The 13,075-nt window shown below is 66.2% G+C and carries 12 protein-coding genes; 2 read left to right on the top strand and 10 right to left on the bottom strand.

The genetic code is table 11. From position 1 onward, the window contains the following. Window positions 1-118: 118 nt before the first annotated feature. Complete coding sequence (locus AOQ71_RS05395) at window positions 119-1,630, top strand: helicase HerA domain-containing protein (protein ID WP_057742811.1); 1,512 nt, start codon at window positions 119-121, stop codon at window positions 1,628-1,630. Between the two features lie 5 nt (window positions 1,631-1,635). On the opposite strand, the gene AOQ71_RS05390 is transcribed toward AOQ71_RS05395, so the two are convergent. The 10 genes from AOQ71_RS05390 to AOQ71_RS05345 all read right to left on the bottom strand — a co-directional run bounded on the left by AOQ71_RS05390 (window position 1,636) and on the right by AOQ71_RS05345 (window position 12,327). Then, on the bottom strand, window positions 1,636-2,637 hold the full coding sequence (locus AOQ71_RS05390; protein WP_245316725.1) for a HoxN/HupN/NixA family nickel/cobalt transporter: 1,002 nt from the start codon (window positions 2,635-2,637) through the stop codon (window positions 1,636-1,638). A gap of 236 nt (window positions 2,638-2,873) precedes the next feature. Next, window positions 2,874-3,614, bottom strand: a complete 741-nt coding sequence (locus AOQ71_RS05385) for an ABC transporter ATP-binding protein (RefSeq protein WP_057742807.1) — start codon at window positions 3,612-3,614, stop codon at window positions 2,874-2,876. Next, window positions 3,611-4,459, bottom strand: a complete 849-nt coding sequence (locus AOQ71_RS05380) for an ABC transporter ATP-binding protein (RefSeq protein ID WP_057742805.1) — start codon at window positions 4,457-4,459, stop codon at window positions 3,611-3,613. Before AOQ71_RS05380 ends, AOQ71_RS05385 begins: the two co-directional genes overlap by 4 nt. Further along, complete coding sequence (locus AOQ71_RS05375; protein WP_057742803.1) at window positions 4,459-6,282, bottom strand: ABC transporter permease; 1,824 nt, start codon at window positions 6,280-6,282, stop codon at window positions 4,459-4,461. The genes AOQ71_RS05380 and AOQ71_RS05375 overlap by 1 nt, the downstream gene beginning before the upstream one ends. Window positions 6,283-6,335: 53 nt before the next feature. Then, window positions 6,336-7,487 (bottom strand): ABC transporter substrate-binding protein, encoded by a 1,152-nt coding sequence (locus AOQ71_RS05370; RefSeq protein ID WP_057743174.1) that lies wholly within the window; start codon window positions 7,485-7,487, stop codon window positions 6,336-6,338. A gap of 70 nt (window positions 7,488-7,557) precedes the next feature. Then, on the bottom strand, window positions 7,558-8,136 hold the full coding sequence (locus AOQ71_RS05365; protein WP_057742801.1) for an alkylhydroperoxidase domain protein: 579 nt from the start codon (window positions 8,134-8,136) through the stop codon (window positions 7,558-7,560). 15 nt (window positions 8,137-8,151) lie between these two features. Beyond that, complete coding sequence (locus AOQ71_RS05360; protein WP_057742800.1) at window positions 8,152-8,751, bottom strand: CMD domain protein; 600 nt, start codon at window positions 8,749-8,751, stop codon at window positions 8,152-8,154. A 32-nt stretch (window positions 8,752-8,783) separates the two neighbouring features. After that, entirely contained in the window at window positions 8,784-9,818 is a 1,035-nt protein-coding gene (locus AOQ71_RS05355; RefSeq protein WP_057742796.1) for a putative FMN-dependent luciferase-like monooxygenase, read from the bottom strand. Window positions 9,819-9,945: 127 nt separating this feature from the next. Then, a complete protein-coding gene (locus AOQ71_RS05350; protein ID WP_057742793.1) occupies window positions 9,946-10,740 on the bottom strand; it encodes a MetQ/NlpA family ABC transporter substrate-binding protein in 795 nt (264 codons plus the stop codon). A gap of 144 nt (window positions 10,741-10,884) precedes the next feature. Next, on the bottom strand, window positions 10,885-12,327 hold the full coding sequence (locus AOQ71_RS05345; RefSeq protein WP_057743172.1) for an MATE family efflux transporter: 1,443 nt from the start codon (window positions 12,325-12,327) through the stop codon (window positions 10,885-10,887). Window positions 12,328-12,473: 146 nt separating this feature from the next. Between AOQ71_RS05345 and AOQ71_RS05340 the strand changes: the two genes are divergently transcribed. Further along, a complete protein-coding gene (locus AOQ71_RS05340) occupies window positions 12,474-13,049 on the top strand; it encodes a TetR/AcrR family transcriptional regulator (RefSeq protein ID WP_057742790.1) in 576 nt (191 codons plus the stop codon). The last annotated feature ends 26 nt before the right edge of the window (window positions 13,050-13,075 follow it).

Here is a 13,075-nt window from a genome sequence, read left to right as displayed (position 1 = left end):
AAATCCCAGCAGAAATTCCGCCGTGGGCAACGCGGCGTGTTCCCGGCTGTTTCGCTCGACGCATCCCGCTTCGGTTGATAAGCCCTTGCCGCGAATGACAGGGCTTTGAGTCGGGGACATGACGGTTGCGATCGAGATGGGGCTGACCACGGCGGGCGCCGGGGCGGCCATGGACCTCGAGGAACTCCTGGCGACCCGTCTCCTGGTGCAGGGCAATTCCGGCTCCGGCAAGTCGCATCTGCTCAGGCGCCTCCTGGAGCAGAGCGCACCCTGGGTGCAGCAGGCCATCATCGACCCCGAAGGCGATTTCGTCACGCTGGCCGAGCGCTTCGGCCACCTCGTGATCGAGGCCGAGGATCACACCGAGCGCGGCCTGCAGGTTGCCGGCGAGCGCGCCCGGCTGCATCGCGTCTCCACCGTGCTCAATCTCGAGGGGCTGGACGCCGAGAACCAGATGCGGCGCGCGGCCGCCTTCCTCGGCGGCCTGTTCGACGTCGAGCGAGATCATTGGTACCCGATGCTGGTCGTGGTCGACGAGGCGCAGTTGTTTGCGCCTGCTGTCGCCGGCGAAGTTTCAGACGAGGCGCGAAAGCTATCGCTGGGTGCCATGACCAATCTGATGTGCCGCGGCCGCAAGCGCGGCCTTGCCGGCATCATCGCGACGCAGCGTCTGGCCAAGCTCGCCAAGAACGTCGCGGCCGAGGCCTCGAACTTCCTGATGGGCCGGACCTTCCTCGACATCGACATGGCGCGCGCCGCCGATCTGCTCGGCATGGAGCGGCGGCAGGCGGAAGCGTTTCGCGATCTCGAACGCGGACAGTTCATGGCGCTGGGGCCTGCGCTGTCGCGCCGTCCGCTGCGGCTGAACATCGGCCCGACCGAAACATCCCCGCGCAATTCGACCCCGCGGCTGATGCCGCTGCCCGAAGCGACGCTGGAGGATGCGCGCGCCGTGATCCTGGCCGCGCCGCCGCCGGATGCGAGCCGGCCGCAGCGCCGGCCGGCGCCCGACCTGCTGGAGCAGCTCCGCGCAGCCAAGGCGGCAGCGCCCGAGATCAGCACCGAAGAGGTCGAGGTGCCGATCAGCGCCGAGGAGCTCGCAGAACGGCGCGAGCGCCTCGATCGCACGCTGCGCGCCGTGCTGGCTGCGCCCGATGCCGGCTTCCGCGCCATCGGCGTGCTCTATCAGGAATTCGTGGTTCGCTGCCGCATCGAGGGCCTCGGCACGTCCGTGCCTGACCTCATCGAATTCCGTCGCATGCTGACGCATGCGCGCGCGGGCCTCGGCACCGACATCGCCGAGGACGATGCCTGGCAGGAGGTGAGCTTGCGCGCCTCGATCCTGCCCGACGATATGCAGGGCGTGTTCATGATGATCGCGCGCGCCGCCAAGGAAGGCTGGCCCTGCCCCGGCGATGCCGCGATCGCCCGCGCCTATGGCTCGCACTCGCTGCGCCGGGCGCAGCGTCTGCTCGGCTATATGGAGGAGCAGGGCCTGATCGTGGTCCAGCTCGACGGCGGCGGACGCAGGATCGTGACGCTGGTGGAATTGGCCTGGGCGACCGCGCCGGGTGATCCCCACGGCGACGACCAACCGGCGGAGCCGATAGCCAGCGCGGCGTCGGCTTGACGCCCTCAGGCCGCCGCGAAGATGCGGCGATAGAGCAGGCTCGAAACCACCCAGGCGATCACGAACAGCGCGATCACGGCGAAGCCGACATTGGCAAGCGACGCGTTGAGACGATCGACCAGCGCCCACACGCCGCCATTAAATCCGAGCCGGTCGCTGATCAGGCCGAGCGCCTCAATGCCGCCGATCAACAGCGCGACCGCGACGGATGCGCCTGTGATGGTGAGGTTGTACCAGAGCTTGCGCATGGGATCGACGAAGGCCCAGCGATAGGCGCTGACCATCAGCGCGGAATCGGCGGTATCGACCAGCGCCATGCCTGATGCGAACAGCGCGGGGAAAACCAGGATGTCGGCGAGCGAAGCACCGCGTGCCGCTTCGGTGGCGGAGATGCTGAGCAGGCCGATCTCGGTCGCGGTATCGAAGCCGAGACCGAACAGCAATCCGAGCGGAAACATGTGCCAGGGCTTGGTCACCAGGCGGAACATCGGGCCGAGCAGGCGCGCGAGAAAGCCGCGATGGCCGAGCAGTGCCTCCAAACCTGCGGCGTCGTGGACGCCCTGCTCGCGCGCGGCACTAAACGTCCGCCACAGGCGGGCGAAGATGGCGAGGTTGATCGCTGCGATCAGCAGGAGGAACAGCGCCGACACCGAGGTGCCGATCAGGCTGCCGATATCCTTGAGCAGGCTGTCGCCACCAAGGCTGACCACGCCGAGCGCCAGCAGCATGGTTGCGACCACGACAACGGTGGAATGGCCGAGCGCGAAATAGAGACCGACACTGCGCGGCATATCGCCCGCCTGCATCTGCTTGCGCACCACGTTGTCGATGGCGGCGATGTGGTCGGCATCGACGGCGTGGCGCAGGCCGAACACCCAAGCGAGAAGCGCCGTCGCCATCACCGCGGGCCGGTCACCGAACGCCGCGAAAGCCCATATCCACGCGGCGATGTTGGCGGCGACGAGCCCGCCGAACAGCAGCACCGTTCCGGACTCAATCGTCCGCATAGACCATCTCGTCACGACCCGCATTCCGCCGCACGCCCCATTGCGCCAACCGTATGATCTTTTCAGATAATTGTCACACTTACCAGCCCGACGACGTCCTCACGCCCGGGCTTGTCCCGGGCATCCTCGTTCTTGGCGACAAAGAACGACGTGGATGGCCGGGTCATAGGCGAGCGGAAGCGACGCCGTCCTTCGGACGGCTATGCCCGGCCATGACGATGTGGAGACAGCAGCGGCTACGCGGCCTCGGAGCCGCCGAGATAGGCGTCGCGAACACGGGGATCGTCCTTCAGCGTGCGCGCCGGGCCCGAGAGCACGATCTTGCCGGTCTGGAGCACATAGGCCTCGTGCGCGATCTCGAGGGCGAGGCTGGCGTTCTGCTCGACCATGAAGATCGAGACGCCATCCTGGTTGATGGTGCGGATCAATTCCAGCACGCGGTCGACATAAAGCGGCGACAGGCCCATGGTCGGCTCGTCCATCACGATCAGGCGCGGCCGGCCCATCAGCGCGCGCGCCATCGCCACCATCTGCTGCTCGCCGCCGGACAAGGAGCCGGCGCGCTGCGACAGCCGCTGGCCGAGCTTCGGAAACAGCGTCAGCATCTTGTCGAGATCCTGCGCCACGGCGTCGCGGTCGTTGCGCACGAAGGCCCCCATCAGGATGTTTTCGCGCACGCTCATATCCGCGAACAGCCGCCGCGCCTCGGGCACCGAGGCGATGCCGCGGCGGACAATCTGCGGCGTGCTGAGGCCGATCAGGGAGGCGCCGTCAAACGTCACCTCGCCGGAGCGCGGCTTCACCAGACCCAGGATGATCTTCATTGTCGTCGACTTGCCGCTGGCATTGCCGCCGAGCAGGCAGACAATGTGGCCACGGCCGACTGATATCGACAGGTCGAAATGGACCTGGGCCTGGCCATAGAACGTGTTGACGTCAGTCAGTGCCAGCAGCGGTTCGGCTGCGCCCGTGGTCATGCCGCGCTCTCCTGCTCCGCCGCCCCTGCTAGCCCGTGGCCGAGATAGGCCTCGATCACCTTGGGATCGCTGCGCACCACCTCGCCCGGCCCTTCCGCGATCTTCTTGCCTTCGTCCATGACGATGACGCGATCCGAGAGCTGCATCACCATCTCAAGCTTGTGCTCGATCAGCAGGATGGTCAGCCCCTCTGCTTTCAGTTCGGCGACGAGGCCCTGCATTTCCGCGGTCTCGCTCGGGTTCATGCCGGCGGTCGGCTCGTCCAGCAGCAACAGGCGCGGTTTGAGCGCCAGCGCACGCGCGATCTCGACGCGGCGGCGGTTGGCGTAAGACAGGCTATAGGCCGGCTGGTCAATGCGCGGCAACAGGCGCTCGCCGAAGCGGGCGAGGATGGCTTTGACCTCTTCGCGCAGCCGCTCTTCCTCCTGCCTGACGCTCGAAGGGCGCAGCAGCGCCAGGCCCAATTCCAGCAACGGGCCGATCACAGGCACGGCCGGCTTCACGGCACGCAGGCGCGTATGGGCGCCGATCAGGACGTTGTCCATCACGCTGAGATTGCCAAAGACACGGCCGAGCTGGAAGGTGCGCGCGATGCCTTGCGCGGCGAGCCGCTCCGGCGAGAGGCCGGTGATGTCCTGTCCCTCGAAGCGAACCTGGCCCGCATCCGGCCGGTCGAGCCCGGTGACGAGATTGAACAGCGTGGTCTTGCCGGCGCCGTTGGGGCCGATGATGCTGACGAGTCCACCCTTGGCGAGATCGAGATCTATGCCGTCAACGGCGGTGAGGCCGCCGAAGCGACGCGTCAGCCCGCGCAGGGACAACAACGGTGCGTGCGCTTCCGCCATCAGATCGTCCCCAACAGGCCCTGCGGCCTGAATCGCACGAGCAGCAGCAGCACGATGCCGTAGATCAGGATGCGGTACTCCGCCGCGATCCGGAACATTTCGGGGATACCAACCAGCGCCACCGCGCCGACGATGGCACCGACGATATTGCCGAGGCCGCCGAGGATCACGACCGTCAGCGCCAGGATGGATTGCTGCGTGTTGAAGGTTTCATGGTTGATATAGGAGTAAAGATGCGCGGCGATGCCGCCGCTGAGGCCGGCGGCGAAGCCGCCGAAGATGAAGGCGAGCGATTTGTAGCGGTTCAGGCTGAGCCCATAGGCACGCGCCGCGATGTCGTCATCGCGAATGGCGCGAAAGCTGCGGCCGAGATGCGAGCCGAGCAGGCGCGCCTGCAGCAACGCGAGCACGACCATGACGGCGAATGCGAACCAGTAGACCGAGGCGGGGCTGATCAGATCGTAGCCGAACAGCGACAGCGGCGGGATGCCGGAAATGCCGATTGGCCCTCGCGTGACGCTTTCCCAGTTCAGGATCACCAACGACACGATCTCGCCGATGGCGAGCGTCGCGATCGAGACGTAGTGGCCGCGCAAGCGGAATGAGGGCGAGATCAGGATCGTGCCGAGCGCGGCGCTCATCAGGCCGCCGGCGATGATGGCAAGGCCGACCGGGACGTTGAGCGTCAGCGACAGCAGCGCGGAGGTATAGGCGCCGATCGCGAGCAGCGCGGCGTGTCCGAGCGAGACCTGGCCGATCGTGCCGGCGACCAGCGTCAGGCTCAGCGCGAGCATGCCGAGCAGCCAGGCGTTGATCAGGGTCTGGAGCACGTAGAACGACACCGGCAGCAGCGGCAGGATCGCGAACGCAGCGACCGCGACGGCCAAGGCCCAGCGCGGAATGCGCAACGGTCGGCTCGGCGCAATGAACGTGCCGGTGAGCGGCTCGGGCGGCGCCTGCCGGGCGCTGGCAAACAGGCCGTTCGGCCGCAGCACCAGCACGACGACCAGCAGCAGGAAGGCGAACAGATTGCGATAGCTGGTGCCGAACACGGCGACGCCGTAGCTCTCGACCAGGCCCAGCAGCATGCTGCCGACCACGGCGCCCGGCACGTTGCCGGCACCGCCGACGACTTCAGCGACGACGCCCTTCAGCGTCGCCTGCAGGCTCATCGCGGTGTCGATCTGGTTGTAGTACATGCCGACCAGGAGGCCGGAGACGCCGCCGAGCGCGGCCGCGATGCCGAACACGGTCTGATTGACGCGGTTGACGTCGACGCCCATCTGCATCGCGGCGTCGCGGTCCTGCGAGGCGGCACGCACCGCCCAGCCGAGCTTGGTGTAGCGCAGGAACACGAATAGCAAGAGCGCGCTGGAGATGCCGACGCCGGCAATCAGGAGATCGAGCGGCCCGATCGTGCCGCCGCCGACCTGGAAGCGGACATCAGGCAATTGGCTCGGCAGCGCGCGCGGATTGGGCGAGAAGGTCAGCATGACCAATTGGTCGAGCACGAAGCTGATGCCGATGGTCGCCAGCAGCGGCGCGATCCGCACCGAGTTCTGCAGCGGCCGCAGGCCGAAGCGCTCGATGATCAACCCGACCAGCGCCGCCACCACCGCAACGACGATGATGGTCAGCGGCAGCGGCGTGTGCAGCTGGACCACCGCGACCCAGCCGATATAGGCGCCGACGAGATAGATCGAGCCCTGCGCAAAGTTGATCAGCCGGCTGACGCCGAAGATCAGCGCGAGCCCGACTGCAACGAGGGCGTAGACGTTACCGACGATCAGCCCGTTGATGGTGTAGTCGAGCCAGGAAGACACGCAGGGTTCCTAATGAAGGGAGAAAGGCCGGAACGAGAGCTCCGGCCGTCAGGTCAGGTGGGCTTGCCGTCCCAAAGCGCGAACTTGCCGTTGCGCACGACCAGCTCGGCGTTCATGGCGCCCTTGATGCGACGGGTGGCGACGTCAAAGGTCGCGGTGCCGAAGATCACGCTCGGGACGTCCTTGACCTTGGCGAAGGCATCGCGGATCGCCTTGCGGTCGGTGCCGCCGATCCTGATCACCGCGGCCGCCATGTTCATCGCATCATAGGCGTAGGCGTTGAACGCGTCGGGCTCCTGCCCGTTGTACTTTTTCTTGAAGCCGGCAATGAAGTTCTGCACCTCGGGCCGCTTGTCCTCCGGGAAATAGCGTGTGCCGACATGGACGTCCTCGACGGCGTCGCCGCCGAGCTCCAGGAATTTCGGCGAATAGACGGAGCTGGCGGCGCAGATCACCTGCTTCAGCCCGACCTGACGCGCCTGGCGCGCGATCAGCGCACCATCGGAATAATAGGAGATCAGCACCAGGCCGTCCGGATTGGCATCGCGCACCCGCACCAGCGTGGAGCGGAAGTCGCGTTCCTCGGCGATATAGCCTTCGGTGACGACGATCTCCGCGCCATATTCCTTGGCGGCGTTGTTGAAATAGTCGCGGCTGGTGCGGCCCCAATCGGTGTTGAGATGAAGCACCGCAAGCTTCTTCAGGCCGAGACTCTTCACCGCATAGCGCGCCAGCAGCGGCTGCTCGTCGGCCTGGCTGACCGACGTGCTCCACATGAAGTCGCCGCCCTTGGTGAAGTCGGGGTGCGAATTGGTGAAGCCGAACTGCACGAGGCCGCCGCGCTGATAGATCGGCGAGGCCGCCATCGAGGCGGGGCTGGAGAAATCGCCGAGCTCAAGCACGATGCGGGGATCGGACACGAACTTCTGCGCGATCGCCACCGACTGGCGCGGATCGCTCTGGCTGTCCTCGAAGGTATAGGCAAGCTTGCGGCCGTTGATGCCGCCGGCGGCCGTGATCTCGTCCAGCGCGAGATCAAAGCCCTGCTTCCATTGCGTGCCATATTGTGCATTCGGCCCCGTCAGCGGACCGCTGACGCCGAGCAGGATCGGATCGGCGTCCGCGAAGGCTGCGCGCGAGAAGGCGGCGCCCGCCATCATGGCGAGCGAGCCTTTGACCAGGGTTCGGCGATTGATGTTGCTCATGTGCGGCTCCATCCAGTCAGGTGTTGAAAGCTCTAGTCTTACAAACAAGCAGCAAGTCTCGTGCCGGTGACTATTTCGAGGGCTCGCCCAGCGACAGCATCAGCCGGTTGGCCCAGTTGAAGAACGAGGCGCCGTTGATGACGTCGACGATCTCGGCATCGTCGAGGCCCGCACTGCGCAGCTCCCTGATATTGTCGGGGCCAAACGCGATCGGCGTCGACGCCAGCGCCACCGAGGCCTTGACCACGGCGTTCCAGCGCTCGCCGAGATCGGCCTTGACGCCCTCATCGAGCAGCTTCTGCACGTCGTCACGGCGCTTGGAATAGGTGCTGGCGAAGCGCGCATGCACCGAGGCGCAATAGATGCAACCATTGTAGCGCGAGGTCGCAGCCGCCGCGAGCTCGCGCTCGGCGCGCGGCAGGCCGTCGGCGACGTTGTAAAAGATGTCCTTGTCGGTCTTGGTGCGGGCTTCCAGCACTTCGGGGTCGCGCACCAGGAGACGAAAATATTCCGACTTGGCGCGGGCGCGGTCGACGAGGCCGGCATAGTGCCGCTCGGTCAGCTCGGCCTCGGGCAGCGGCTCGATCCAGGAGACCCAGCCGAGCTCATCCTGGGTGAAGACATCAGGCGGATTGACGGTGGCGTTCATGATAGCGGCCTCCTCTTATGCGTTCACTGCTGCAAGCGTGCGCAAGCCGCTGACGACGCGCAGCTGAAACGACAGGAACGCGACGAGTTGGGAGAAGGTGACGATGCCGGTGGTCGACCAGCCGGCCGCCTGCAGCGCCTTCATGTCGGCGGCCGCGGCATCGCGCGGACGGAACACCAAAAGATGCGCATGTTCGAGCGCCGCGACGAGCCGGGGACCGAGCGCGGACTTGCTATCCGCGTCAACGCGATAAATCAGGCCTGCCGTATTCTCGACCGAGAGGGGGCCCGCCGGGAACGAGCCATACGGACCCGATGTCTTGCCCCGCGCGATCTCGGCGTCGATGGTCCTGACCAGAGCCGCGCCGCCGGCGGCCGCCGCAAGCTTGTCGCGATAGAAGCTGGCAACGGGGGATTCGCCGTGGAGCCCGGTCACGAAGGCCGCGACCGCGGCGCGTTCGAGCAGAGAGAATTCGCCGGCGTCGATCGGTTCGAACAAAGAGAGATAGCTCTTCTGCGCGTTCTCGCGCGCTTGCAGGCGCTTGGCGCGGATGGCGTCCAGCGCCGATCCCGGCTTGATGCCTGCAAGCGTGTCGATGATATCAGGCGTGCTCATCTTGGTGCCTCGTGAAATCCATCAAAGCCCGACTAGCCGGCAAGGGCTACTTCGGGCGCGGTCCTGGTCCAGCCCAGCGCCGGCGCGACCTTGTCGGCCACGAGCTCGATCGAGCGCAGCACGTAGGGGTGCGGCGCATCGACGGAATGGACCTGGAACACCAGATCGGTGATCCGCTCCAGCGTCGCGTCGGTACGCAGCGAGGCGATCACCTCGTCGGCGCCGCCGACATGGGTGTCGAACGCCGCGATCATTTCCTCCAGCGTCTCGCCCGGCGGAAGATGCCCGCTTTTCATGAATTGCGGCAGCGCGCGGCGCAGCCCGATGTCGGCGAGCCGCATCGCCTCGCGATGATCATCGGCGACGAACACGCTGCGCGAGGCCATGATGCGCGGTTCAGTGCCCGCTGGCAGCGCGGCGAGATAGGCGTCGATGATCGGGTTCTGGATCTCGGCCAGCGTCGCATTTGGCGCGTCCTTGGCCCTCGGCTGGGTGCGCGACAGCAACAGGCCGTCGCCGGCCTTGCCGGCGCGGGCGCCGCCCGCGACCGAGAACGTCGCCTGCCAGATGCGCTTGTCCAGTTGCGGCCGCTGCGGGTAGAGCGTGTCGCCGCCCTCGAGCGGCTTGCCGGTCAGCGCCTTGCGGACCACCTCGAGATTGCGCGCAAAGATCTCGTTGCGCTGGGCGCCGTCGAGGCCGAAGGCGGCAAAGGCCGACGGGTTCCCGCCGGTGCCGACCCCGAGCTCGAAGCGGCCGTTGCAGAGCAGATCGAGCACTGCGGCGTCCTCCGCCACCCGCACCGCGCTCTCCAGCGGCAGGGTGACGATGCCGGTGCCGAGGCGGATGCGCGAGGTCTGAGCGGCGACATAGCCGAGGAAGGTGAAGGGCGACGGCAGTCCGCCCTCGCGCTCGTGAAAATGGTGCTGCGCGATCCACGCGGAATCGAGACCGGCCTTCTCGGCGCGTACGATCTGCTCGGCGGCGAAGCGATAGCGCTCGGCCGGCGGGGCCTCATCGAGCAGTCGCGTGAAGAATCCCAGGCGTTTCAGATTTGCAAGACGTTTCATACGACCCCTGTCGGGCGAGGATGGATCCCGATGATGTCGGTTGCCGGCGCTGGAGACAAGCGGGCAAAGCGCAAGGCTGCCCGCCGGGATCGCACCCCTGCGCTAGACCTTTGGCTAAGCAGGCTGCCTACCAACTCGGCAGCACCGCGCCCTTGAACTTGGTGAGGACGAACTCCTTCACCTCGGGCGTGTGATAGCTGTCGACCAGGATCTTGACCCAGGGCTTGTCCTTGTCGGCGCTGCGCACTGCGATCAGGTTGACGTAGGGACCCTTGGGGTCCTCGCGCAGAATCGGATCCTTGACCGGATCCAGGCCCGCCTGGGTTGCATAATTGGTGTTGATCGCGGCGGCGTCGACATCATCGAGCGCGCGCGGCGCCTGCGCCGCGTCGACCTCGATGAATTTCAGCTTCTTCGGATTCTCGGTGATATCGAGCACGGTCGGCTTGAAGCCGACACCGTCCTTCAGCTTGATCACGCCCTTGTCGTGCAACAGCAGCAGGACGCGGCCGCCATTGGTCGGATCGTTGGGGATCGAGACCTTGCCGCCGTCGGGAATGTCGGCGAAGGCCTTGTGCTTCTTGGAATAGACGCCGATCGGGAAGTTCACGGTGAGGCCAACCGCCTCGATCTTGTAGCCGCGATCGGCCTTCTGGTTGTCCAGGTAAGGCTGGTTCTGGAACGAATTGGCCTGGATCTCGCCGGCATCGAGCGCGGCGTTCGGCACCACGTAATCAGAGAACTCGATGAGCTGGATGTCGAGGCCCTGCTTGGCGGCGATCGGCTTCACGGCCTCCAGAATCTGCGCATGAGGACCCGGCGTCACGCCGATCTTGATGGTCTCGGCTGAGCTGGCTGCCGAACACGCGGCGAGCACGGTAGCGAGGATCAGGGTGGGGCGAAGCGACATCTTGGTCTCCATAACTCATCGATGGGAACCGTATTCGCTTCTCCGCCGGACGAAATCAATGAAATGAATATCCATATTGACCGCCGTCCGCGGGCAACACTTCTCCGTTCGCCGGCAAATGGGAAATGAACCAAATTGGGGCTGGTGCAAGCCTTCCTAGGCGCGCGGCTCGGCACGCCAGGTCGACGGCGACAGCATGATCCACACGCAGATCGCAGCGTAGGCGACAAGCGATAGCGTGACCATGATGGCAAGCCCTGCCATTCCCACCCCGAAGCTTGCCACCGCGATCCAGCCGCCGCCGGCCGCAATCAGGATGCGTACGACGGAGCCGGCGAGTGGACCGAGCGCCCGGCCGGTGCCCTGCACCGCGAACGACACGACAAAGCCGAACCCCAGCGCGGCATAGGCCGGCGCGACGATGCGCAGGTAAATCATGCCTTCGCCCACGACGCCGGCGTCATGGCTGAACAGATGCAACCAGGCTGTCGGAACAATCGCGACGATCAGGCCGATCGAGCCGGTCATGATCATGCCCGCGGCGCCGCTGACCCAGCCGATCCGCTGCGCTCGCGCAATCTGGCCCGCGCCCATGTTGACGCCGACCATGGTCAGCGTCGCGGTGCTGAGGCCGAACAGCAGCGGGATCATGATGTAGTCGAGCCGCGAGGCGATGCCGTAGCCGGCAAGCGCCGAGGTGCCGAACAGGCCGACCGCGCCGGTGACGAGGATGACGGTGAGGTTGGTCAGCACGGCATTGAGCGCGGTGGGGATGCCGACCTTGAGCATGTCGCCAAAGATCTTCGTGCGCAGCGGCACGACGTGCAGCCGCAGCCCGGAGGAGCCCGAGGACATGTAGCGCAGCAGGAACAGCATCACCGCGCCGTAATAGAGACCGAAGGCAATGCCGGCGCCGCCGATGCCGAGGCTCGGGACCGGGCCGAAGCCGAAGATCAGCAGCGGCGAGACCGGAATGGTCACGATCGCGCCGATTAACGTCACCAGTGCAGGCACCTTGACGTTGCCGGAGCCGCGCAACGCGGCGGCCTGGAGGTTGACGATCCACACAGGAATCGCGCCGGCGAACAGATAGCTGGAATAGGTGACGGCCGCATCGAGCGCACCGTCGCGGCCGCCGAGCGTTCGGAACAGCGCCGGGCCGCCGAAGTGCACGCCAAGCGTGAACACCCCTCCCGCGATGATCGCAAGCACGACGGCGTGGAACAGCGCCGCATCGGCGTCGTCGCGACGGCCCGCGCCGACCGCGCGCGCCACCGACGAGGCGACGCCCGAGCCGAATCCGCCATTCGACATCATGGTCATCAGCATGAAGATCGGGAACACCAGCGCGGCACCTGCCAACGCATCGGTGCCGAGATAACCGACATAATAGGCCTCGGCGATATTCACCGCGGTCTGCGCCACCAGCACGGTCACCGTCGGCGCTGCGAGCTTGAGCAGCGTCGGCAGGATCGGCGCGGTCAGAAGCGCGGCACGGCGCTGGTCGGCGGTCGTCGCCACGATGCGAGGCGGTGCCGCGCTACGCGCCGGGGCCTCCAGGGCGGACAAGGGCTGCGCGGCGACGTCCTCGACTGACATTGCTGAGGTCCTGTTCTGTTCCGGGGCTGCCGCGGCAGCCATTGCATTATGCTCATAATGTATTATTATGATCGTAATGCAATAGAGAACAGCTCACGATCCCGTGGCCGTGTCTTTGGGCGGAGGTCGGGAGGGAGCTGAGGACCATGCGCTACGATAAGGGACACAAGGACGAAACCCGCCGGCACATCCTCGAGGTCGCCTCCGCAAAATTCCGCGAGAGCGGGATCGCCGCGGTCGGCCTTGCCGGCATCATGTCGGAGGCCGGCCTCACCAACGGCGCCTTCTACACCCACTTCGCCTCCAAGGAGGAGCTGGTGCGGGAGGTGCTGACCGATGCCCTCACCCGCCGCGAGGAGCGGCACAAGGCCAATCTCGAGAATGGCGTCGCGGTCGAAACCGTGATCCGCGACTATCTCTCGACACGTCACCGCGACCACGCCGGCACGGGCTGCCCGACCGCCGCGCTGGTTGCCGAAATCGCGCGGCACCCCAAGGCAACACGCGATGCCTTTACCGACAAGGTCTCCGACCTCGTCGGGCTGATGGCGAAGCAGATCAGGCAAGGCACCCCGGATGAGCGGCGGCGCAAGGCGATCACCATCTACTCGACCATGGTCGGCGCGCTGCAATTGTCGCGCGCCGTCAACGACAGGCAGTTGTCGGACGAGATCCTGGAGAATGCGGTGGACGCCGCGCTGACAATCGCGAACGAGCGCTGACGCGCTCGCATGTCCACCGCCCTGTG

It is taken from the genome of Bradyrhizobium manausense, assembly GCF_001440035.1.
In the GTDB taxonomy this organism is placed as follows: Bacteria; Pseudomonadota; Alphaproteobacteria; order Rhizobiales; family Xanthobacteraceae; genus Bradyrhizobium; species Bradyrhizobium manausense.
Note: the sequence above shows the minus strand (reverse complement) of the source record. Positions and strands in the feature narration are given on the sequence as shown.